Origin of the sequence: Sediminibacillus dalangtanensis, assembly GCF_017792025.1 — a bacterium.
Classification (GTDB): Bacteria; Bacillota; Bacilli; order Bacillales; family Amphibacillaceae; genus Sediminibacillus; species Sediminibacillus dalangtanensis.
Genome location: NZ_CP046956.1, coordinates 1,974,641 through 1,996,714 on the forward strand (window position 1 = coordinate 1,974,641; position 22,074 = coordinate 1,996,714).

Consider the following 22,074-nt stretch of genomic DNA (forward strand, 5'->3'; position numbering starts at 1 on the left):
GACGCTCTGATCGTACTGCTTTTTCTTTATCTAAATTTTAAGAAAATATAAAAAATAATGTTTACAATTCGCTTGTTTATGTGTAGTATTGTGCTAACAATTTTTTCAGCAGGAAGGATACGTGGGACATGAGTACAAAGCTAAATACCGTTGAAGTAAAAGATATTATTATTGCTCACCAAATGCTAAAAGACGTTGTCGTAAAAACACCTTTGCAAAGGGATTCCATATTATCCGAGCGTTATCAATGCAATGTTTATTTAAAACGGGAGGACCTGCAAATAGTTCGTTCTTTTAAAATCAGAGGTGCATATAACTTCATGCAAAGCCTGACCGGTGAGGAACTGCGAAACGGAGTGGTATGTGCCAGTGCCGGTAATCATGCTCAAGGCGTTGCCTATTCGTGCAAAGCATTGGGTGTTAAAGGGAGAGTTTTCATGCCGGCTACGACACCGCGGCAAAAAGTGGACAGGGTGGAGTTTTTTGGCGGACCGTTTGTGGAAATTGTATTGACTGGGGATACTTTTGATGATTCATACAAGGAAGCAATCACTTTTTGTGATGAACATGGAATGGCGTTTATCCATCCATTCGACGATTACCGTACCATAACGGGACAGGGAACAATCGGCTTGGAAGTATTGGAAGAAATCGATGAGCCAGTTTCCCACGTATTTATGGGAGTAGGCGGAGGTGGTTTGATTTCCGGCGTCGGTTCCTATATAAAAAATATAAGCCCTTTCACTCAAGTAATCGGGGTGGAACCAGAAGGGGCGCCGGGAATGAAGCTGTCCCTTGATAATGGCCGGGTTTATCCTTTAGATAAGATCGACAAATTTGTAGATGGAGCAAGTGTCAAGCAGGTGGGTAAGTTGACATTTGAAATCGGGAAAGAAGTGATCGATGATATTGTTTTGGTTCCGGAAGGCAAAATAAGCACCGCTTTGGTCGATTTATACAATGAAAATGCGATTGTTGCAGAGCCAGCTGGCGCTTTACCTGTCTCAGCCCTTGATTATTACAAAGATCAAATCAAAGGGAAGAACATTGTTTGCATCATCAGCGGAGGAAATAATGATATTGACCGGATGCAAGAAATCAAAGAACGTTCCTTGATTTATGAAGGATTCAAGCATTATTTCATCGTCAGTTTTCCCCAGCGTGCCGGTGCTTTAAGAGAGTTTATGGAAGACGTATTAGGAGAAGACGATGATATCACACGCTTTGAATACACAAAGAAAAATAATCGTGATAAGGGACCAGTGCTTGTCGGCATCGAACTGAAACATAAAACAGATTATGAACCTTTGATCGACAGAATGAATAAAAAAGGGTTTGCATATATAGAAATCAACAAAGACCAAGACTTGTTCAATCTTTTGATCTAAAAACGGGGAGTTGAGAAGCTCCTTTGTTTTAACCCCAAACTGTTCTAATTAAACCATGTTCTAAATAAACAATGAATTTCTTCAGCCTCGCCCCAATAAAAGATAATATCCTTCAAATTAATGACACGTCCAATCAACTAAGATTTCATAAAGGAGGTAGTCAAAATGGAAAGACAACCAAGTGGATTTTTAGTGAAACAGCGAGCCTTTTTAAAATTATACTTGATTACATTAATAGAAAACAAACATTTATATGGATTGAAACTTCGTGATCTGTTAAAAGAAGAGTTCCGGGAGCTAGGATACAGACCAAACCATCCGGAAATATATAAAGCTCTGCATGATCTAATTGAACAAGGCATCTTGTTCCAGCAAAAGGAGAAGAAACAGGGAACCGTTTACCAGGAGGTTGTTTATTATCAATTTACCGAGGAAGGAAAAGAGAAGGCCGAGGCGTATAAAAAACAATTAAAAATAGAGCTTGAACGCTGCCTCCAGTTGTTGGAAAAGGCAATAAAGGATAATTTTCAATAGCTTGTCCTGAAAAACAAGGACAACCGGGTATGTTCGTTTGTTCGTGATCTCCATGAATTTGAGACTGAGTAGCAACACCATAAAGAAGAAATCCATTTCAACAAGATTTCGATGTAACGACGAACCAACAAAAGAATTTAGCCATCAAAAGGACAGGAGCTCGTTAAGAGTATTTTAGTAGCAACTTTGAACATCGAGGAGTCTTAGGAGTACAATAGGCCAGAGACAGAATCTAAAATCGTATAAGAATAGAGTAAAGCCCCCTGCGGGTTGCATGTCGCTCGAATGGCTTTACTCTATGTTAAAGAGTGCCCAGTCTCTATCCTTATCGTTTACATAGAATCCAATTTTTGAAGGATGTTAAGAACTTTCTTGCTGTTTTGAAAACCGATCAAGTTACCATACTCAAAATCTTTTTGGGCTCTTGCTTCCATTTCCGCGATCCAGTCTCTAGTTCCTTCGCTGCTCACAGAATGTTGGTACATCGAAAATTCCTCGGAAGTTAAACCTGGTACTTTTTGTTTTAAATAATCTGTAGCTTTTTTTTGATCAAAAGTTAAAATAGCTACATCTTTTAAGGAAATCTCTCCATTATCATATAAAGCTTTCGAAATGGAGTTGATTTCGTCGAAGGTGGCATTCCGAACATCATATTTTGTTGCGAGTTCTGCCCACACACTTGAAGGATTACTTTTTTTTAAACGAAAATCCTGGTTATTAGCCGAAGAATCTTCGCGATAAGTTGTTTTGGTTATTTCAGTTTTTCTACTAGTTGTAGCATGTGAATATAAAGAATATCCTTGTCCAGGAGCTACGGTACCTACAATCATTTTTCATCACCTTTCGAAATGTATTACTTAATGTTCATTCTATCAAACATGGTGTTCCAAGGTGAATTGGTTGAAGTGTTTTCGTAAGTGAATAAACCATTTTCATTGCCGCTTGCATCCCACCAAATAAACCAGCCATCTACAATAGAGTCACCTTCCAAATCAATGTTTTCTCTATCTATTTCCGATAATTGTCTCCCATTGAATGCAGCATTTCTTTGGAAACCGTATCCAAGTTCGGCAGTTACAATGTATAATTCTTCTCCTCCATGATCTTGAACGGAAGATAATTGGTTTGAACTAAAGTATTCATACTCTGGATAGTTAGATGATATAGCCGCATATACCTCAAGTGAAGTAAGAGGAGGGGCTGAAGCAGTAATATTAACTCCCGATATCATCTCTTGTTTCTGATATAGTTCATCTTCTCTGGTGTTTTTATCAAGAAATTGTGCATTTGGATAATCGTCTTTGAGGTTTTCTAGTACATGTTGCTTAAACGCTTCTTTTTTTGATAATTCTGTTGGGGTGTTTACTACTTGACCCGACGGCGAAGCTGCAGAAGCTTTTTCAGTTCCTATGAACAAAGGGATAAATAATAAAGCTGTCAAAGTGATGTTTAAAACTTTCCTCATCATTCCGCCTCCTTAAAATTTTTAATAAATAGAGATTTAATTGGACACTCATATCTTCTATCGGTTTATCTTTCGTGTTATTTAGCAATTATTACAAAAATTTGTATATTTCAGGTTGATTTGGAAATCGGTCGAGAATGGCGTAAGGCTTTTTAAGGTACGATATCTTTTTATGAAGGTAGCATGAAAGTGAACGAATGAAATGGTCATCCTGCTATATTCCAAAGATGTAATGTCTGGAAGAGGGGAAAAGGGTACTGGTCTAAAGGCATTTAAGTTAGGAGATTTCTTCATGAACAAAAGAGTAATCAGTCTTTGTATCGGGAATCGTAAGAAGCAAATAACTTGTAAACCACTCCATTTCTAATAAGGGTTGTGAAACATGAATATTAACTTTTCCAACGAGAATGCACTAACTGTTGAAAAAGTCTACGGTCCGATTTTAGTTCAAATAAATTCCCTGCAGTACGATTCACGGAAGGTTGAAGAAAATGTAGCGTTCTTTTGTATCCAGGGAGAGCAGCAAGATGGGCATGTCTTTATAGAAGATGCCATTAAAAAAGGGGCTTCTGTCATCATTGGCAGTAATGAATCAATGCTTTCAAAACTGGCGGCCAACTATCCAGATCGAACCTTCGTAGTAGTGAAAGACGCCAGGGAAGCGATGGCCCGTCTTTCGATATTATTTTATCAGCAAGCATATAAAAAGCTTACAACTATCGGTGTTACAGGGACCAATGGAAAAACAACGGTAGTTGCTTATATCTATTCATTGCTAAATCAAATTGGCGTACCGACGGGTTCCATTGGTACAATTGGCACAATGACTTCTGGAGGTCCTTTTCCCTTCCAACCAACAACGCCTACAACACCTGAAGCACCGGATCTCCATTATATTTTTCACCAATTCCTTCAAAGGAAGGAACAGGCAGCTGCGATGGAAGTATCTTCAATAGCGATCGAACAAAAAAGGGTAGAGGGCATTTCATTCCATATAGGTATCCATACCAATATATCCAGTGAACATTTGGAATTTCATAAAACCTTCGAAAATTATAAAAGGGCAAAGCTCAAATTGTTTAAACAGACAGAAAAAGCTGTAGTAAACCTGGATGACGAGGGAATGGCAAAGGACATCCTCGATTTGTACCACGGTCCTTTGCTAACATATAGCATAGACGGTCATCCAGACGCGGATGTTTTTGCTTCCAATATCAGAATAAAAAGGGAAGGGTCGGCTTTTTTACTGTCCATCGAAGGAGTATCTTCTCTCGTCCATACACCGGTAATCGGTGAGTATAACATCTCTAATTTACTGGCTGCTGTTTGTGCTGCTCTCCACATGGGTGTCACCGGCAAAAAAATCCTGGAGGCATTACCGAAAATCCAAGGCCCGAAAGGCAGATTCCAGCTAGTGGAAATACCAGGTAACAGTAGCGTATTGCTGGATTATGCACATACCCCAGAAGCTCTGCGGAAACTCTTATCGGAAGTTAAGAAACTAAACTACCGTAAACTAATTCTAATGGTGACAGGAGTAGGTATCCGGGATGAAAAGAAAATGGCGAGAATGGGAGAAGCTGCCGATGGACAGGCAGATGTGTACATCATTTCCGTTGATCATCCCGGGTACAGGAAACCAGAAGAGATTGTCGCAAGCGTGCTGTCTGGTTTTTCAAAAACGAAGCGAACACATATTACATGTACACACTCACGAAAAGAAGGAGTTATTGCAGCTTTAAAACTGGCGGAAAAAGAGGATTTAATCATTTTAACTGGAGGTTGTATCAACGGTTGTCAAATGGTTAGAGGAAAAGCCTTCCCACACTCGGATGAAACGATAATCGAGCAATTTTATTCCAAACGCATTAATCAAACAAAATCCTCGCTGGCACCGGAAGCAAAATAACCCTTGTTCTAAGAAATGACAAGGGTTATTTTTGAATCTTACTTATGCATTGGCTGCTTGGTCACCGACATAATAATAAAGCTGTTGGAACAATAATTGCTTCTCATTCTCACCTAAAGGAACCAAAGGCAGACGTACAGAACCTGCATCAATCCCTACGTAAGATAAAGCAGCTTTAACAGGTGCAGGACTTGGAGCCATGAATAATGATTTCATCATTGGAAGCAGGCATTGATGAAGAGTAGCAGCTCTTTGATGGTCGCCATTGAAAAAGCTATCTGCCATCTCTTTCATTTCATTTCCAAAGATATGGGAGGCGACGGATACTACCCCTTTTCCACCAATCGACAAAACAGGAAGTGTAAGCCCGTCATCACCACTATATAAGTGAAAACTGTCTTTTGTACCACTAATGATAGAAGTCATATCATCTAAATTTCCACCAGATTCCTTAACAGCGACAATATTTTCTTCCTCCGAAAGCTTTATGATCGTCTCGGGCGTCATCCCTGCTGCACTTCTGCCAGGGATATTATAAAGCATGATAGGCAGTTTAACCGCCCGGGCGATGGATCGAAAATGTTGATACATTCCTTCTTGGTTCGGTTTGTTGTAATATGGAGTCACCAACATCGAAGCATCAACTCCGGCAGCTTCGGCCGCTCGAGTAAAATCGATGGAATCACGGGTATTATTTGACCCTGTTCCGGCAATGACAGGCACACGCTTGTTTACTGTTTGCACCGTAAATCGCAGCAAATTCAATTTTTCATCTTTCGTTAGGGTTGGTGACTCACCAGTCGTTCCTGCAACAACTAATCCTTCGGTACCATTTGCGATTAAATAGTTGATCAGTATCTCTGTTTTTTGATAATCAATGTCACCGTTCTGATCAAATGGTGTAACCATTGCTGTCAAAATACGCCCAAAATCCATTTTTCTACACCTCTATTCATAATTTTAAAAACAGGACCAGAAGCCCTCTTGGTGAATAGAGAGTATCCCACTAGAGACAAAGCAGTTTTGAATGACGTTTAAAATATCACACAAAAAAACAGCAACGAGGGCTTCGCTGCTGCATCACTATGACATCTTTCTGATGCGTGAGATAGCCCTCCATATAACTAAAGGTTATATGACAGCCCTGTATTTATTGAATACAGAACCAGTGATGCGAAACGATGAGTTTCCACCCACTTCGGCAAATTCCCCTTTCGGCTGCCATCAACAGACCTCATCATCCTACGACAGCGTACTATTGGTTTTTGCACCTCTATCCTCACTCCAAAAATAATTTGAAGTAAAGCAAATAAAATTGTATCTAAAATATAGCAAAATTTTTTCTGGTTTGCAATGCTAAGCAATTAAGAAAGATCTTTTTTTGACTAAAGACGTGGATAACCGAAATAAGGAGGTCTGCCATAATAAGGAGGACGCCCGGCTCCTGGATAGCCATATCCACCATACCACGGACCACCAGGATAACCATATGGTCCCGGACGAGGATAACCGATTGCAGGATTTCCGAAAAGTTCACCGCCTAAATAACCTAGTCCGAATCCAACCAATCCTGCTCCAAGTGGTCCAAAGGCAAAATTCCTCTCTAACATTTCATTTTCTTGAACTGAATGGGGATGAATGTATTGATCATACTGATCGTTATATTGATGAACAGGTAAATAATGTTGCATATTTTTTCTCCTCTCCGCTTTTGTTTGTGAGCAATCCGTCTACTCCTTTACATATTCAGCATATGGTTCAAAGCGGAAAGTGAAATGGATAAACACCTATTTTGATCTCTTGATTAAAGATTCACGAAGAACTACCGGACGTATGCTCGCTTAAAACTGTATCCAGCAAAGCTTGATACTTTTCCCTATCTTCTGCAGTTAGTGGCTTCGGCCCTTTTGTCCGCTTCCCGCTTCTTCGGGCTTTCGCATTAGCATGGCGCATAACCAGCATTTCATCTATAGTGGATAGGTGATATGGAAAGCCTTTATGGTGAAGGACAATACATCCTTTACCTAAAGCCAGGGATGCCAGTCCGTAGTCTTGTGTGATGATAATGTCATTTTTATTAGCCAATTGCATAATTCGGTAGTCTACGGAATCTGCACCGGTATCGACATAAATGCTTTCCGCACCGCTTTGTTCATCACGAGAAGAGAAGTGGGAAAAGCTTTTAACGAGAGTTACAGGAACGGAATACTTTTTAGCGGTCTTTATCGTTATTTCTTTTACGGGACAAGCGTCTGCATCTACTAATATTTTCATTCCAGCACCCCTTTTAACTTTTCAATTTTAACGCGTTAGCTCATGATACCAAAAATACCGGGAAGGAAAAAAGCGCAAGCGCCTGTTTAAAAGAGTACAGGCTAGAGCCGCCACGTCCTGTGGCAACGCCTGCATGGCCCACATCGTTTGGGCCTGCCCAACCTCGGCGTGGCGCTTTTTGCCACACAAAGGGTGGGCTTAAGACCTCGAGGGGGTAGGCGCTGGAGCTGGACGTGGCTGTTTCAGCCAATAATGATCCACAAACAGTCAAAAAGCAGCCGGCGGATAATCGCAGGCTGCTCAGGATACTATATCAACTATTTATTCTTACATAAGATCGTAAACGGATTCTTCAAGATAGAGCCAGTGATAGTACTCGACTTCTTCATCGGTCATTTTCAACACTTCATCTTTGTGCAAAGTTGTTAAATCCCATAATTGTTCCATCAGATTTTCTCTCACTAGTTGGCTCATGGTAAATCCCCCTTAGGATTAGGTTGAATAATAAAGCGTTTTCCCCTTTTGTTACTTTGATTATATATCTCATATCGAGATAAAAACAATATCAAAATTAGATATATTGAGTGGAAGCGATATAGGGTTGATATACTTGAGGACAAATGACGTAATCATGTCTGAAAAGCAGGATCGTATGTCCTTTTTCATTTTTATTTTGTTGGAGCTCGGTTATAATGAAAGGTAGCAAAAATTCACCGTATAAGAAAGAGGTTACAAAATGAGCGAGATACTACCGGGCTCTATCCAACAGGCAGAAGTTCAAAACTCAGTGACAGACGGGTTCTTAGTAAGCATTGGAAAAGAAACCCTATTACTGCCGGAAGCAGATACCGAGCTACAAAAAGGGCAAGAGATAGAAGTGTTTATTTATCAAGATAAAAAAGGGAAACTTCTGGCAACTAAAAATATTCCCGAGGCCAGACTTGATTCCTACGGCTGGGCGCAAGTAGTAGAAGTAGTAGAAAATCTAGGTGCATTTGTCAATATAGGTATTCCGAAAGAAATTCTGGTTTCCAGTGATGATTTGCCTTTGTTAAAGAAAGTGTGGCCAGTTAGCGGCGACAATTTGTTTGTCAGCCTCGATATCGATAAAAAAGGGCGTTTGCTGGCAAAACCAATTAATGAAGCGGATGTAATGGCCGAATTGGTTCCGGCTTCTTCAGACCTCTTACAAAATCAAGTGACGGGAAGAGTGTATCGCTCAACGAAAGCTGGTTCTTTTGTCCTCTCCGAAGAAGGATACAGAGGGTTTATTCATCCTCATGAAAGAAAAAAAGAGCCTCGAATAGGAGAGACGGTTACCGGACGTGTCATCGATGTGAAGGATGACGGCACTATCAATGTCTCTTTGCTGCCACTGAAACAAGAAGGAATGAAAGATGATGCCGAAAATATTATAGAGTATATGGAAAAAAACGATGGAGCAATGCCATTTAGTGATAAAAGTAATCCCGAGGCAATCAGGGAAACCTTTCACATTAGTAAGTCCGCTTTTAAACGGGCACTTGGAAAACTAATTAAAGAGAATAAAGTACAGCAAAAAGACGGTAAAACATACATGATATAGTCTCAATCCCAAAACAGGCACAATCTGATTAGAGGTTGTGCCTGTTTTTATTATGGACAAAGAAGTATCTCCTAGACTGACACAAGATTGTTGATATAATTGTGGGCCTTCCATTGAAAAGAGATACCGCCCGATAAATGTATAATTATGGTATTATTATAGAAAAGGGAAGAATAAGGGGATTCAGTTAAATGCAGATAAAAGAATTAGAAAAAGAAATTCGATTTCTGCAAATCCGATTGTATCAAGTAAAGGATACAGATAATTATTCCAACGGAGCGATCCTGCAACTTAACCAAAAACTAGATAAAATAATCCTTTATTACCAAAAAATCATACGAAATATGGAAAAATGATAGCCATTTCCTCCATAACCACTTATCATGGAAAAAGATTGACGAAAAGTGTCGAAGTAACAATTGGCTTTGTATAGTGTTTAAAGGAGGATTATTGTGAAGGACTTTACTCAATATATACAGGAGTCGAAAGCAGCGTGTAAAAGCATTTACGGGATGTCTCCAGAAGAAATCCCTTTTTTGAAGGTAGGACTGACAAAAGAACAATTACAGCAAAAGCAGAATAAATACGGAAAAGTGTTATCTATTGTAAAGGAATTTATGATAAAGCTTATTAAATATATGGATGGGGTGCCAACCCTTATTGTCACAACAGACGCAGAAGGGTATGTGCTAGAGATCTTTGGGGATACAGGCATCAAACAAATGGTCGATTCTTTAGGAATCACCATAGGGGGCCGTTTTGATGAAAAGGATGTAGGGACTAATTCCGTATCACTCGCTTTAAAGCATGGAGAACCGATCGGTCTCATTGGAGACGATCATTTTCATGATTGTCTAGCTGGGGTGGCCTGCTACTCTGCACCTTTTTCTTATTCAGACAGTAATCAGCTTGCAGGTACTGTCTCGATCATGACCTTGGTTGATTATTCCAATCAATTTCACTTAGGATTATTATCTTCTGCTGTTGATACTATTGAGGGGGAAATTCGTTTACAAGAGCAAAATCATAAGCTTTACCTACTTAATCAGGTCTTGATTAATTCAGCACCTCTAGGAATTATCATGACCGATGATAGTGGAGGAATACTGGAATACAATCCAGGCGCAGAAGAAATATTGGGGATACCCAAGGAAGAAGTTATCCCCAAGGGAATAGCGGGAATAAAAGGATTAAGTGAATATGTCATGAAAGCACTTCAAAAGCAAGAAAAAGTAGAAAATACAGAAACGACATTGATCGATCACAAAAATGGCCTTGAAAGAATATGTTTAGTGGATGTGCTTCCGTTATATGACAACTTCCATCGACTAACTGGTGCATTTGCTCAATTTAGAGATATGACCAGTTATCACGAACTGCAAAAACAAGTCATTCAATCGGAGAAACTGTCAGCCGTCGGAAAACTCGGGGCTGGCTTCGCTCATGAGATACGAAATCCGCTGGCAAGCATAATAGGCCTGGTGCAGCTTTTAAGGGAGAATAATGAACATAATAAGTATTTACAAATTATCACAGATGAACTCGAAAGAATGAAAACGCTAGTCAATCAGTTTGTTCTGCTAGGCAAGCCAACAAAGCTGCAAAAGATGAATAGTGAGGTTGTTCAGTTAATCCGTAACACCGTAGATTTGATGAACAGCAATGCACGCCTTAATAAAATACAAATTGAATTTGTTTCTGAGGAAGATGAATTGTTTGCGCCAATAGATGAGTCGCAAGTTAAGCAAGTGTTGATTAATTTTATTAAAAATGCTGTGGAAGCAATGCCGGATGGCGGACTTCTTTTGGTTCAATTGCAGGTTAATAAGATAGATAAGGAATTTCGGATCATTATTCACGACGAGGGAGAAGGAATGACTCCAGAAGAGGTTGAAAGTCTGGGCACTCCGTTTTTTACAACAAAAGAAAGGGGACTAGGCATGGGAATCCCGATTTGTTTTGATATTGTAAAAGCACACAATGGTTCCATTGAAATAGAGTCAGCCAAAGGAAGGGGGACCAGCATCCATTTGATTTTCCCGTTGCAAAACGGAATGAGGAGGAAAAAAGAGGATGATTAATCATAGTTGTATACTAATTTAAACTTAAGACTAGGTGAACACAGTATTGGAAAAAAACATCCCATTCTTGTGAACCAGATATGATTAAAACATCACTTACGGAGTGGTGTTTTTTGTATTTTCCGACAGAGCAAAAAATGGGGGCGGATTTGGCAATTTCCTTAAACTGTTCTAGATAAGAAAGTCTGTTATACGTTTAGCGTTTACTTACCCTTACATCTATTCAAATTCCATAGCACAGATGCCGATAATTCTGTTTTCTCAATTTAAGAGATTTTCAAAAAACAGAACAGCCAACCAGCCACTTATAAAATAAGAGAATATAACTATAGTGAGGTTGCGTACGAATCGGGACATAAAATCCCGGTGTACAAGTAAAAAGCCTAAAGGAGGTAAGTCATGAGACGATCAAACAATTCTTTACCTAATGATTGTTTTCCAGAGGTTTGTTGTCCAACCGGAGGGTCGTTGTGCCGTGCCCAAGGAACCAGAAGACCAGCTGTCACCAGGGTTATAGATTCAGTGGTTGGACCTACCGGGCCTACTGGACCTACTGGTGCAACCGGACCCACCGGGCCTATCGGACCTACTGGTGCAACCGGACCTACCGGGCCTATCGGACCTACTGGTGCAACCGGGCCTACTGGACCTACTGGGCCCGCTGGTGTGACAGGTGCTCCAGGTGCGGGTGCAATTATACCTTATGCGTCTGGAACGCCAGTAGTTCTGACTACAGTACTCGGCGGACTGGTAGGTACAACCAGTCTTGTCGGATTTGGTTCTAGTAACACGGGAGTGGAACTCCTAGGTACTGGGCAAATTGATATCACCGGAGCAGGAGGAACTGCATTAAATTTTGCTTTTTCCGTTCCTCGTGAAGGAACAATAACTTCGATAGACGCCTACTTTAGTACCACGGCATCTGTAGACCTGATAGGTGATATAACCATTAATGCCCAATTGTACCGCTCCCCGGATCCCGCGACAAATATATTCGATCCAATTCCGGAAACATTGGTTACTTTAACCCCAGATATAACTGCCCCAATAACGATTGGAGAAATCAGCAGAGGATCCTTGGACGGACTGAATGTTCCGGTTACTGAAGGTGACCGTTTATTACTAGTATTTTCGGCAACAGCTTCGGGAATCGAACTGGCCGGTACAGTTGCTGGTTATGCAAGTGCTGGAGTAGCCATTAGTTGATCCTTATACAAAACCGACTATCACAATAGTCGGTTTTGTCATCTCATAAACAAATTCAGGGCTTGATTTTATTTTTTCAGAATTGTATGCTAAATTAATAAAAATGCACAAATATTAATATTTAAATAATTGACAAAAAACAGTTAAAAAATTGAGAATAAGGGGAATCTCCTTCTCAATTTAAATAAATACATGGGGGTTAAAACTTAAGATGGCATTATCAGAAAACAAAAAGGAGAAAACAATCAGCAACAAGAAAAAAAGATGGGAAATGCCAGATACTTATGTCATTTTGTTTTTGGTTTTATTGGCTGGTGTACTAGCTACATATCTGGTTCCATCCGGGACTTTTGAAAGGGAAACGGTGGATGATGTAGAAAGAGTCATTCCCGGTACCTACACGCAGGTAGATAGTTCTTGGCTGAGTCCAATGGATATTTTCACTTCAATTCAGATGGGGATGGTTCAATCCGCTGATATTATTTTTATGGTTTTGTTCACAGGCGGTGCATTTGAAATTATTGAGCGTTCCGGTGCTTTGCGCGGTGCTATCAATAGTGCTGTCCGTCTTACCCGTGGAAAGGAATTTTGGATGATTGCGATTGTATCGACACTGTTTGCGGTTGGTGGCGCTGTCGGCGCAGTAGCAAATGCTGTAATTGCTTTTGTAGCAATAGGGGTGATCATTGCCAGAACGCTAAGACTTGATCCGATTGTGGCAGTAGCTATCACGTTTGGAGCCAACTTTGCGGGCTTCAATGTAGGTTTTATCAATCCTTATACAGTAGGAATTGCACAGAATATAGCAGATTTGCCGATGTTTTCAGGGGCTTTGTTCCGTATTATCGTTTTTGTTATCATATTATCACTGACTATCTGGTACACATGGCGGTACGCTAAGAAAATCATGAAAGATCCCTCTAAGAGTATTATTGGAGTCTACCAAGATGATGAGGAAACGCAAAGCCTCACAGAAGCGTTCACTCTCCGTCATAAGATCCTCTTAGGTTTTGTTGGATTGGGATTAGGATTTTTTGTTTATGCTTCGATACAATTGGGATGGACGATCAACCATATGGCTGCATTCTTTGTGCTCATCGGAATTGTTTCCGGAATAATAGCTGGCATGCATTACAATACAATTGCCGTTACTTTCTTACAAGGGACTCAAAAATTGGTTTATGGAGCATTGGTTGTCGGCTTGGCCAGAGCTGTCATAGTTGTACTTGAAGATGGACAAGTTCTCGATACAATCGTTCATGCTTTGTCCGTTCCGCTAGAAAGCCTTCCTTCCGTATTGGCTGCGATAGGCATGTTTATTTCCAGTGCCTTTCTAAACTTTCTAGTAAACTCCGGGAGTGGCCAGGCGATGATCTCCATGCCGATGCTGGCGCCGCTAGCGGACATGGTTGGAGTGACAAGGCAGGTCGCTGTTCAGGCTTTTCAGTTCGGAGATGGTCTAACGAACAGCATCTTCCCGACCTCTGGTATCCTGATGGCCAGTCTTGCAGTAGCAAACGTGCCTTGGACGAAATGGCTGAAATTCATTTTTCCATTGTTTATTGCCTGGGTCGTTATCGCCATCATTATGCTCACGATTGGCGTTATGATCAACTGGGGACCATTTTGATTGAAACAACTTAAAAAAGGAAACACGCTTGGTAAAAACGAAACTTGCCTCGCGTGTTTTTTTAGTAGGGATATAGAAGTTTTGTTTTCCTTCTTTTAAAAAACGTTTATAATAGAAAGTGTTCATGTAACATCTTTAATTGACAAACTTGATTAATAAGTATTTTTATTGCCGGATAGTAAAGGAAGGTAGTTTATGGAAGAACAAAATATTACAAGGGTCCAGGTTAACGACAAAGAAATCATATTGATCGGCACTGCACATGTTTCTAAACACAGTGCTGAACAAGTAAAAGAAGTAATAGAAGCAGAGAGGCCTGATGCTGTTTGTATCGAACTGGATGAACAAAGATATCAATCCATCAATGAAGGCAGTAAATGGACAGATACCAACATATTTCATATCATAAAAGAGAAAAAAGCAACTTTACTGTTAATGAATTTGGCAATCTCTTCCTTTCAAAAGCGCATGGCCAAGCAATTCGGTATAAATGCTGGGCAGGAAATGATTCAAGGTATTGAATCGGCAAAAGAGATCGATGCAGAGCTTGTTTTAGCAGACCGGAATATTCAAACAACTTTTTCCCGGATTTGGCATGGTGTAGGTTTTTGGGGTAAGGCTAAATTGATGATGCAGGTTGTTTACAGTATTTTTAGCAATGAGTCCATTACAGAGGAAGAACTAGAAAAAATGAAGTCGCAGGATATGCTCGATTCCATGCTCCATGACTTTACAGAGAATTTCCCGCGTTTGAAAGTCCCTTTGATAGATGAACGTGACCAATATCTTTCCCAAAAAATAAAAGAGGCACCTGGTAAAAAGGTCGTCGCGGTCCTTGGTGCTGCTCATGTGCCCGGGATTACAAAAGAAATCCACAAGGACCATGATTTAGACCAGTTAAGGAAACAGCCGCCTAAATCAAAGCTTCCAAAACTAATTGGCTGGATGATTCCCATTTTGATCATCGCCTTGATCGCTTATACATTCATTGCTAATCCTGCTGCCGGTGCCCAGCAAACAATTAGCTGGGTATTATGGAATGGCTCCTTTTCTGCTTTAGGCACAGCCTTGGCACTTGGCCACCCGCTCGCAATTTTAACTGCGTTCGTGGCTGCGCCGATTACTTCATTAAACCCAATGATTGCCGCCGGCTGGTTCGCGGGATTCGTACAAGCGCTGATACGGAAGCCAAAGGTAGGCGATTTTGAAACGTTGTCGGAAGACGTGCTTCATGTGAAAGGATTTTGGAACAATAAGGTCACAAGGATATTATTGATTATCGTTTTAGCCAATATCGGAAGCTCGTTAGGAACCGTCATCGGAGGGGCTGATGTCATCCGCTTGTTCTTCGAAAACATATAGATCTAAAAGGCACCCGCTTCTTAGGGTGTTTTTTACTAGTGGAAAAAGGAACGTATGTTCGGTATAATACAAGTAGGCAGCAAAATAGCGATAAAAGCACAGTTACCACATTCCTTCATTGAAAACGCTATCTTATCAAAAAAATTCGTTAGGAGGAGGGACGTATTGTCCAAAAAACGTAAACGCTTGTTAGATGTAAACGAAATAATAGCCATGTATAAAGAGGGGTATAGCACATCAGAGATTGGAAAAGCAGCCAATGTTACACCAAGATATGTCAGGACCATTCTTCGTGCTAATGATGTGCAATTAAGGCCGAGAGGGAGTTGGAAACGGAAGTACTCGCTTAATCAAGATTATTTCAAAACGTGGTCAAATAACATGGCCTATATTTTAGGCTTCTTCGCCGCTGACGGAAACCTCCCGAAAGAAACCCAAACAGTAAGCTTTTCACAAAAAGATCCTGCAATCCTGGAAAAGATCAAAAAAGAAGTAAACTCCAATCAACCACTTTATAAAAATGATAAAACAGGTGTCTATGTCCTGAATCTAAACAGCAAAGTAATGAAACACGACTTAATGAAGATTCATGGATTTCAGCCAAATAAATCAGCTATATTGGAGTTTCCGACAGTGCCAGAACCGTACATCCACCATTTTATCCGCGGTTACTTTGATGGGGATGGTTACGTAAATCATGAAAAATTCGAAGTAGTGTTTGTTGGAGGTTCCGCACAGTTTATGCAAAGACTAAAGAATATATTAACATCTCAGAACTTGAATACAACCTTACGAGATTATAATCAGTATATCCGGGTGTATTTAAGAGGTAGAAAAACCATTAAGCATTTTGCTGAATGGATTTACGACGGAGGAGAGTTGTACTTACAAAGAAAATATAAGATATTTGCTACTGAACGTCGACATTCCAGCATGCTGCAGGACAGAATCAAGAAAAACACGAAGCAAGCAGTAAGAAATAGAAAACAAAAGTTTTTGGTTAACTATCAACATTCCAAAAACATAGAGCAAGCTTGTAACTATAGCGGGATAGTAAAAAGCACTTTTTATGGATGGTTGAAAAGTGATTCAGCTTTCCGGAAAAACATACATGATATTGCCAGCAGTAACAGGTTCCTGAAAGAGGAGCAATCCGTATATTACTCATACATTGGAAATAAGTAGAGCTGATTCATAATCAGCTCTTTTGTTTCTGTTTATTTCTTGTTTACATAACATATATTATAGGTAGTTATGGTTAAAACAATATCTCAAGTCTCAAAACTTGAGTATTCTTGAGATAATGAGATATTGTAAATTTTTTCCGTTATTTATTCAACTGTCTATCAGTAAATTACATTTATAAATTTTCTTCCTGCGACTCTCTAAATTGCATGGTTCCGATTTGATGCATTTGCAGCGTTTGCTCATAGAACTGCATCAATTGCTGAGAAGGTTTTTCCCAACTGAACTTTTCTGCTTCCAACCGGGCGTTCCTTTTCATTTGCTTCAGTTCTTCCGGTTTTTCCAAATGTTTTAGCGTCTGGATCAAACTTTCAGTATTTTCATTTTCAAACAATAAACCAGTTTGGCCATGATCGATTTGTTCCATCGTCGGACCACTTTCCGCAGCAATTACTGGTAGCCCTGAAGCCATTGATTCCAAAATAACCAACCCTAGCGTTTCCGTTATAGACGGAAATACAAACGCGTCTGCACTTGCGAATGCTTCAGAAAGTTCTTGCCCATGCATAAAGCCAGTGAACAATGTATTTGTCCCTTTAAACACCTGCTCCAACTCTTCTCTGGCAGGACCATCCCCTACAATGGCCAAACAAATATCCTCACGGGATTCTAATAATGGTTTTAATTTATGAATTTCTTTCTCAATCGCCAGCCGTCCGACAAACAGTAGCAGCTTTTTGTCTTTCTGGTTATTCGTCAACCTTTTCCGCATTGTTTCACTGTAATGATCAGGATGGTATTTTTCAATATCCACTCCTCTCTTCCACACATGAACATTGAAAAATTCTTTTTCCTGCAACTCTTTTTGTATCGTCTCTGAAGTACACAGGTTTAACTCCGCTTTGTTGTGCAGTTTCCTGAAATAACTCCAAAAGATCGGCTTTAGTGGCCGATACAATTTATAATAATCCAAGTATTTCGGAACATGTGTATGGTAAGAAGCAATTAGTGGAAAACCTAGTTTTTCCGCATAATGAACTCCAGCTGCTCCCACCAGTGCAGGATTGACAACGTGCACTAAATCCGGCTGGTATTTTTCCAGTATTCTTTTTACCTTTTTTTGCGGCAGTGAAAAGGGACGATAACGGTAAAAAGGCATTGTGGTGGTTTTGACTCCTTCCACCACTGCCCCTTTATACTCGTACACTCCCAAATCAGGCGCTATCACTACTACTTCGTGGTTCAGTTTTCGCAAGTATTTGATTGCCTCTGTCAGCCTGGTAACCACGCCATCAGTGGATGGTAAAAAGGTTTCTGTAATGATTGCTATTTTCAAGGTGAAGCTCCTTTGTCTATTTCCAAGAAATTGATGGTAGTACGTTTTCTTTTATTACACGGTCTTTGTGTTCAAGCGCAGCAGTCAAGATTCCCTTGATAACCTCATCTGTCAGTAAATTCGGTTCTAATCCCAAATCACGAAGCTTCGTGTTGACAGCATGGTAATAATGTTGCTCTAATTCTACCCGTGGATTATCAATATGGGAAACTTCTGTTTTCAACCCCGTCTCTCCTGCCACTTTCTGAACTTTTTCTGCTAAATCCTGGACGGAAAAGTATTCTGTGAATTGGTTGAACACTCTGAACTCACCCTTATCCGCAGGGTGCTCAGCTGCAATTTCAACACATCTTACGGTATCTTTAATATTCAAGAAGGCTCGAGTTTGTCCGCCCGTTCCATAAACAGTTAAGTCATGGCCGGTTGCCGCCTGGATGATAAAACGATTCAGAGCCGTTCCATAGACTCCATCGTAATCAAGCCGGTTGGCAAGCACAGGATCCATTTCCGTTTCCTCTGTATGTAGACCATAAACAACGCCTTGATTTAAATCAGTGGCTCGAATGCCCCAAATTTTGCAGGCAAACATGATATTATGACTGTCATGTACTTTTGACAAATGATAGAAAGAACCAGGCTGTTTCGGATATGGCAGCTTGTCTTTCCTTCCGTTGTGTTCGATTTCCAAGTACCCTTCTTCAATGTCGATATTCGGTGTACCGTATTCTCCCATTGTGCCAAGCTTGATCAAGTGGCATTCTGGTGCAAATTCTCTAATTGCATACAAGACATTCAAGTTGCCTATCACGTTATTTGACTGTGTGTAGACAGCGTGTTCTCTATCTATCATGGAATAAGGAGCAGAACGCTGTTCCGCGAAATGTACAAATGCATCAGGCTCCGTCTGTTTAAATACTTCGGCTAGGAAATCATAGTGGTTCAAGTCACCGACAAACGTTTTTATCTCTTTCCCGGTCAACTCTTTCCACTTTGCCACCCGATCTTCCAATGTGGCAATCGGAGTGACGGAATTAGAGTGTAATTCGTCGTCTATTTTTCTCCTCACCAGGTTATCAACAATCGATACTTCGTGGCCTTGCTTCGAAAGATATAAAGCAGTCGGCCAACCACAAAAGCCATCTCCTCCAGCTACTATAATTCTCATAGTTCCCCTCCTGTTACAATTTCATTACACAACTATCCATCATTATAAAACATAACAGCACACAAGAGAAATAGAAACCATTATATCGGGGCTAATTTCTCAAATACTTTATACAGTTTACATTATATTTACCAATACAACCAAATCCATACTATTTTTGTCAGTTTTTTCATTAGCAAAACCTGTAAAGCTTTAGAAGGCTCTTTTCCGAATTACTATCGGTTGTCTTTTTGTTTTAACGGCATCTTGGCCGGGCCTTCCAAAACTTCGCCTGTTGCTGAAAATCTTGAACCATGGCAGGGACAATCCCATGTCTTTTCTGCCTGATTCCAGTTCACTTCACAACCCATATGAGTACAGGTCGTGTCTATAAGATGAAGGGTGCCATTTTCCTCACGATAAACACCAGTTCGTTGCCCTTCCACCCGAACGATGCCTGCTTGAGATGGTGGGATGTTTTCTATCGTATTCGAGGATCCTTCCATCTTCCCTTTCACCAGTTCTTTCGCCGAGTCAGCATTAAACTTCGCAAAAGCTTTCAAATGCGCTTTAGGGTGAAATCGATTCGGAGCAAAAATTTTTTGAAAACGGTTCTTTTTACCACTTATTATATCCGTGATTAGTTTAGCTGCGCCTGCTGCCAGCGTCATTCCCCATTTCCGAAAACCAGTAGCTACCAGTATATTCGATTGCCGATCCGAAAGCGGACCGATATATGGTAGTTTGTCCAATGTTGTAAGATCCTGAGAAGACCAGCGGTATGACACTTCCTCAGCAGAAAAATGCTCTCGTGCATAGTCGATCAGTGCTTTATAGTGCGCTTCCGTTTCTCCTCCTTTTCCTGTTTTATGGGACTCACCACCGATTAGCCACAATGTTTCATCCTGATAAGGAACAGCCCGAATCGATCTCATTGGAGTGTCCACGCTTGCATACATGCCGCCAGGATAAGGCTGTTTTGTCCGAACAGCTGTTACATAGGAACGTTCCGGGTACAGTCTTGTGGAAAAGCCGCCTCTGGCATCCGTGAAAGGAAAATGAGAAGCTTCGACTACTTTTTGACAGAGAACCTGATGCCCTTCTTTAGTCTGGATGACCGGGTTCTGAGGGTCCTCGACACCAATAGCCATTGTATTTTCGTATATTTGTACCCCGAGGGATTCCATGTCTTCCAGGAGTCTGGTCAGAAATTTTAACGGATGGAACTGATATTGCTTGTTCATTCTTAACGCCGCTTCTACCGGTATGTCGATCGGTACCTCCTCGATATAATCATGATCAATCCCAAGCTGCTTATATGCATTTTTTTCTTCGATTAGAGAGTTGACCCCTCCCTCGGAATTAGTAAACAGATAAGCATCTTCCTCAGAAAAATCGCACACAATCTGCTTCTGTTCGATGATCTGCTTGATCCATTCCATTGCTGCAAGATTAAACTGATAATAGGCGGAAGCGGTGGTTGGATTAAATCTTTCTATCAATTCATGATAAATCAATCCATGCTGTGCAGTTACTTTGGCAGTCGTATGTCCTGTGGTTCCATTCAATAGACTTCCTGCCTCCAGCAATGTAACAGCATAACCTTCCTTGGCTAGTAAGTATGCAGAAATGATGCCTGTAATGCCACCGCCTATTATTCCAACATCAACTTCCAGATCCCTATCCAGCCTTGAGAAAGAAGGGATTTGGACTGTATCTCGCCAGAACGATTCCGTATAGGGTGGCATGTTTGAGTCCGTCTTTTTGCCTTCCATCCAGTTTTCCTCCTCTGTCTCTTGCTAAAACTGCTCCTTTGTATTTTTCCTTCTGCTTCCATCCATAAACCACTAATTTTATTCTACAGGCGCATTTCATTTCTTTTTGCTGCTTATTTCGTAATCGTTATAATGGAAAAAAGGTGTTTTATATGTCACCCTTCAGGCAATGAAAAAAATAAAACGCAGAGGTGAGTTAAGTGACAAACGCATATATGATTGCTAAAGGAAATGTTCAAGGCGTTGGATTCCGGGCTACTGCTCAACAGAAAGCGATGGAAATCGGTGTGAAAGGATGGGTAAGGAATCTGCCAAACGGTGACGTTGAATTAGAAGCTGAGGGAACGGATAGCCAGGTGGACAAGTTTATAGAAACAATCCGGAAAGGGCCTCACCGCTTTATAAAAGTAGAAGATTTAGACGTAGAAAGAAATCAAGCAGATAAAGGCTATGATTCATTTGAAGTCCGTTACTAAACCGCTTGATGTGTACAACACATACCAAAAAGCCGCTGTACTTTCAGCGGCTTTTTTAAGTATAAAAATAAACTTCTTCTTTGTCACTCGTTAGTTTTCCTGGAAAAATTTACGGTTCAGAGCGATATATTCATTTTCCTCTTCTGGAACTTCATCTTCCATATAGATGGCTTCAACCGGACATACCGCTTCACATGCACCACAGTCGATGCAGATATCCGGGTCAATATAGAACATATCTTTTCCTTCTTCTATACAATCTACTGGACAAACCTCCATGCATTCGCCAGCTTTTTCTGTTTTACAAGGTGATGTAATCACAAATGCCAAGTTTATCTCCTCCTTCTTAAAATCGACCTGTCTGCTAGAAATAGGTGGTCAGCACCGCTAAACCGCCTTACTAGGTTATTTATTATACCAAATTATTGTATACTTAACAGCATTGCATGCCAAACAGGCTTTTGGCAAAACAGTACCAACAAAGCATTCTGTTAGAGTATACTATATCTTTTTTCATTTTTCTACCTTTACCGTCAAACATTGCTGACATGGTTATTATTTGGAGAAATAATCTTGGGGAGTGATCGCGGACGACGGAACATTATAAGGGGAATAATAGAAGTAATGAAAATCCAAACTGCTTGTACAATTGAATAGACGTATTATACGAAGCGCCGACAGCCCCTGCGGTTTGGAAAAGGGGCTGTCATGAGTGGTACCGAAC

At 40.5% G+C, this 22,074-nt stretch carries 21 protein-coding genes and 1 riboswitch; of the genes, 11 read left to right on the forward strand and 10 right to left on the reverse strand.

The features are described from left to right. Window positions 1-128 precede the first annotated feature (128 nt). Together ilvA and ERJ70_RS09885 are read left to right on the forward strand one after the other, a co-directional pair. Complete coding sequence (ilvA, locus tag ERJ70_RS09880) at window positions 129-1,388, forward strand: threonine ammonia-lyase IlvA (RefSeq protein WP_209368947.1); 1,260 nt, start codon at window positions 129-131, stop codon at window positions 1,386-1,388. Window positions 1,389-1,553: 165 nt separating this feature from the next. Continuing rightward, complete coding sequence (locus ERJ70_RS09885) at window positions 1,554-1,922, forward strand: helix-turn-helix transcriptional regulator (RefSeq protein WP_209368948.1); 369 nt, start codon at window positions 1,554-1,556, stop codon at window positions 1,920-1,922. Window positions 1,923-2,254: 332 nt separating this feature from the next. Here the strand turns inward: ERJ70_RS09885 and ERJ70_RS09890 are convergent, their stop codons facing one another. Together ERJ70_RS09890 and ERJ70_RS09895 are read right to left on the reverse strand one after the other, a co-directional pair. Beyond that, window positions 2,255-2,752, reverse strand: a complete 498-nt coding sequence (locus ERJ70_RS09890; RefSeq protein WP_209368949.1) for a hypothetical protein — start codon at window positions 2,750-2,752, stop codon at window positions 2,255-2,257. A gap of 23 nt (window positions 2,753-2,775) precedes the next feature. Then, window positions 2,776-3,390: a DUF4879 domain-containing protein gene (locus ERJ70_RS09895; RefSeq protein WP_209368950.1), complete on the reverse strand. Its 615-nt coding sequence runs from the start codon at window positions 3,388-3,390 to the stop codon at window positions 2,776-2,778. A 379-nt stretch (window positions 3,391-3,769) separates the two neighbouring features. Here ERJ70_RS09895 and ERJ70_RS09900 point away from each other — a divergent pair, with 379 nt between their 5' ends. Further along, the gene (locus ERJ70_RS09900) at window positions 3,770-5,296 is read left to right on the forward strand and encodes a UDP-N-acetylmuramoyl-L-alanyl-D-glutamate--2,6-diaminopimelate ligase (protein ID WP_209368951.1); all 1,527 of its coding nucleotides are present in this window, start codon (window positions 3,770-3,772) and stop codon (window positions 5,294-5,296) included. Between the two features lie 42 nt (window positions 5,297-5,338). Here ERJ70_RS09900 and dapA read toward each other — a convergent pair whose 3' ends face one another. From dapA to ERJ70_RS09920, 4 genes are all read right to left on the reverse strand, one after another. Continuing rightward, window positions 5,339-6,232 carry a 4-hydroxy-tetrahydrodipicolinate synthase gene (gene dapA / locus ERJ70_RS09905; protein ID WP_209368953.1) on the reverse strand — a complete coding sequence of 298 codons (894 nt, stop codon included), beginning with the start codon at window positions 6,230-6,232 and terminating at the stop codon, window positions 5,339-5,341. A 165-nt stretch (window positions 6,233-6,397) separates the two neighbouring features. Then, a riboswitch (Lysine riboswitch) is annotated at window positions 6,398-6,580 on the reverse strand. Window positions 6,581-6,681: 101 nt separating this feature from the next. Beyond that, on the reverse strand, window positions 6,682-6,987 hold the full coding sequence (locus tag ERJ70_RS09910; protein ID WP_209368954.1) for a hypothetical protein: 306 nt from the start codon (window positions 6,985-6,987) through the stop codon (window positions 6,682-6,684). A gap of 121 nt (window positions 6,988-7,108) precedes the next feature. Then, window positions 7,109-7,570: a YaiI/YqxD family protein gene (locus tag ERJ70_RS09915; protein WP_209368955.1), complete on the reverse strand. Its 462-nt coding sequence runs from the start codon at window positions 7,568-7,570 to the stop codon at window positions 7,109-7,111. Between the two features lie 327 nt (window positions 7,571-7,897). Next, entirely contained in the window at window positions 7,898-8,044 is a 147-nt protein-coding gene (locus tag ERJ70_RS09920) for a BH0509 family protein (protein ID WP_209368957.1), read from the reverse strand. Between the two features lie 262 nt (window positions 8,045-8,306). On the opposite strand from ERJ70_RS09920, the gene ERJ70_RS09925 reads away from it, so the two are divergent. The 7 genes from ERJ70_RS09925 (at window position 8,307) to ERJ70_RS09955 (ending at window position 16,619) form a co-directional block, all read left to right on the forward strand. Continuing rightward, window positions 8,307-9,155, forward strand: coding sequence for a CvfB family protein (locus ERJ70_RS09925; RefSeq protein WP_209368958.1), 849 nt, complete (start codon window positions 8,307-8,309; stop codon window positions 9,153-9,155). A gap of 191 nt (window positions 9,156-9,346) precedes the next feature. Further along, entirely contained in the window at window positions 9,347-9,511 is a 165-nt protein-coding gene (locus ERJ70_RS09930) for a Spo0E family sporulation regulatory protein-aspartic acid phosphatase (RefSeq protein WP_209368959.1), read from the forward strand. A 96-nt stretch (window positions 9,512-9,607) separates the two neighbouring features. Continuing rightward, window positions 9,608-11,236 (forward strand): ATP-binding protein, encoded by a 1,629-nt coding sequence (locus ERJ70_RS09935; protein WP_209368961.1) that lies wholly within the window; start codon window positions 9,608-9,610, stop codon window positions 11,234-11,236. Between the two features lie 399 nt (window positions 11,237-11,635). Continuing rightward, window positions 11,636-12,442 carry an exosporium glycoprotein BclB-related protein gene (locus ERJ70_RS09940; RefSeq protein ID WP_209368962.1) on the forward strand — a complete coding sequence of 269 codons (807 nt, stop codon included), beginning with the start codon at window positions 11,636-11,638 and terminating at the stop codon, window positions 12,440-12,442. A 211-nt stretch (window positions 12,443-12,653) separates the two neighbouring features. Beyond that, a complete protein-coding gene (locus ERJ70_RS09945; protein ID WP_245208166.1) occupies window positions 12,654-14,072 on the forward strand; it encodes a YfcC family protein in 1,419 nt (472 codons plus the stop codon). 195 nt (window positions 14,073-14,267) lie between these two features. Beyond that, window positions 14,268-15,434: a TraB/GumN family protein gene (locus ERJ70_RS09950; protein WP_209368963.1), complete on the forward strand. Its 1,167-nt coding sequence runs from the start codon at window positions 14,268-14,270 to the stop codon at window positions 15,432-15,434. A gap of 213 nt (window positions 15,435-15,647) precedes the next feature. Next, a complete protein-coding gene (locus ERJ70_RS09955; protein ID WP_245208196.1) occupies window positions 15,648-16,619 on the forward strand; it encodes an LAGLIDADG family homing endonuclease in 972 nt (323 codons plus the stop codon). A gap of 175 nt (window positions 16,620-16,794) precedes the next feature. Here the strand turns inward: ERJ70_RS09955 and ERJ70_RS09960 are convergent, their stop codons facing one another. The 3 genes from ERJ70_RS09960 to ERJ70_RS09970 all read right to left on the reverse strand — a co-directional run bounded on the left by ERJ70_RS09960 (window position 16,795) and on the right by ERJ70_RS09970 (window position 20,874). Beyond that, entirely contained in the window at window positions 16,795-17,955 is a 1,161-nt protein-coding gene (locus tag ERJ70_RS09960; RefSeq protein WP_209368966.1) for a glycosyltransferase family 4 protein, read from the reverse strand. Window positions 17,956-17,971: 16 nt separating this feature from the next. Then, window positions 17,972-19,120 carry an NAD-dependent epimerase/dehydratase family protein gene (locus ERJ70_RS09965; RefSeq protein ID WP_209368968.1) on the reverse strand — a complete coding sequence of 383 codons (1,149 nt, stop codon included), beginning with the start codon at window positions 19,118-19,120 and terminating at the stop codon, window positions 17,972-17,974. A 215-nt stretch (window positions 19,121-19,335) separates the two neighbouring features. Beyond that, window positions 19,336-20,874 carry an FAD-dependent oxidoreductase gene (locus ERJ70_RS09970; protein ID WP_245208167.1) on the reverse strand — a complete coding sequence of 513 codons (1,539 nt, stop codon included), beginning with the start codon at window positions 20,872-20,874 and terminating at the stop codon, window positions 19,336-19,338. Window positions 20,875-21,074: 200 nt separating this feature from the next. Here ERJ70_RS09970 and ERJ70_RS09975 point away from each other — a divergent pair, with 200 nt between their 5' ends. After that, window positions 21,075-21,350, forward strand: a complete 276-nt coding sequence (locus tag ERJ70_RS09975) for an acylphosphatase (protein ID WP_245208168.1) — start codon at window positions 21,075-21,077, stop codon at window positions 21,348-21,350. Between the two features lie 90 nt (window positions 21,351-21,440). On the opposite strand, the gene ERJ70_RS09980 is transcribed toward ERJ70_RS09975, so the two are convergent. Further along, complete coding sequence (locus ERJ70_RS09980; protein ID WP_026570189.1) at window positions 21,441-21,680, reverse strand: ferredoxin family protein; 240 nt, start codon at window positions 21,678-21,680, stop codon at window positions 21,441-21,443. Window positions 21,681-22,074 lie beyond the last annotated feature (394 nt).

What these genes read in the sequence shown, in the direction of transcription:
- ilvA (WP_209368947.1), top strand. Translation starts at nt 129, where the DNA reads ATGAGTACAAAGCTAAATACCGTTGAAGTAAAAGATATTATTATTGCT.
- ERJ70_RS09885 (WP_209368948.1), top strand. Translation starts at nt 1,554, where the DNA reads ATGGAAAGACAACCAAGTGGATTTTTAGTGAAACAGCGAGCCTTTTTA.
- ERJ70_RS09890 (WP_209368949.1), bottom strand. Translation starts at nt 2,752, where the DNA reads ATGATTGTAGGTACCGTAGCTCCTGGACAAGGATATTCTTTATATTCA.
- ERJ70_RS09895 (WP_209368950.1), bottom strand. Translation starts at nt 3,390, where the DNA reads ATGATGAGGAAAGTTTTAAACATCACTTTGACAGCTTTATTATTTATC.
- ERJ70_RS09900 (WP_209368951.1), top strand. Translation starts at nt 3,770, where the DNA reads ATGAATATTAACTTTTCCAACGAGAATGCACTAACTGTTGAAAAAGTC.
- dapA (WP_209368953.1), bottom strand. Translation starts at nt 6,232, where the DNA reads ATGGATTTTGGGCGTATTTTGACAGCAATGGTTACACCATTTGATCAG.
- ERJ70_RS09910 (WP_209368954.1), bottom strand. Translation starts at nt 6,987, where the DNA reads ATGCAACATTATTTACCTGTTCATCAATATAACGATCAGTATGATCAA.
- ERJ70_RS09915 (WP_209368955.1), bottom strand. Translation starts at nt 7,570, where the DNA reads ATGAAAATATTAGTAGATGCAGACGCTTGTCCCGTAAAAGAAATAACG.
- ERJ70_RS09920 (WP_209368957.1), bottom strand. Translation starts at nt 8,044, where the DNA reads ATGAGCCAACTAGTGAGAGAAAATCTGATGGAACAATTATGGGATTTA.
- ERJ70_RS09925 (WP_209368958.1), top strand. Translation starts at nt 8,307, where the DNA reads ATGAGCGAGATACTACCGGGCTCTATCCAACAGGCAGAAGTTCAAAAC.
- ERJ70_RS09930 (WP_209368959.1), top strand. Translation starts at nt 9,347, where the DNA reads ATGCAGATAAAAGAATTAGAAAAAGAAATTCGATTTCTGCAAATCCGA.
- ERJ70_RS09940 (WP_209368962.1), top strand. Translation starts at nt 11,636, where the DNA reads ATGAGACGATCAAACAATTCTTTACCTAATGATTGTTTTCCAGAGGTT.
- ERJ70_RS09945 (WP_245208166.1), top strand. Translation starts at nt 12,654, where the DNA reads ATGGCATTATCAGAAAACAAAAAGGAGAAAACAATCAGCAACAAGAAA.
- ERJ70_RS09950 (WP_209368963.1), top strand. Translation starts at nt 14,268, where the DNA reads ATGGAAGAACAAAATATTACAAGGGTCCAGGTTAACGACAAAGAAATC.
- ERJ70_RS09955 (WP_245208196.1), top strand. Translation starts at nt 15,648, where the DNA reads ATGTATAAAGAGGGGTATAGCACATCAGAGATTGGAAAAGCAGCCAAT.
- ERJ70_RS09965 (WP_209368968.1), bottom strand. Translation starts at nt 19,120, where the DNA reads ATGAGAATTATAGTAGCTGGAGGAGATGGCTTTTGTGGTTGGCCGACT.
- ERJ70_RS09970 (WP_245208167.1), bottom strand. Translation starts at nt 20,874, where the DNA reads ATGGAAGGCAAAAAGACGGACTCAAACATGCCACCCTATACGGAATCG.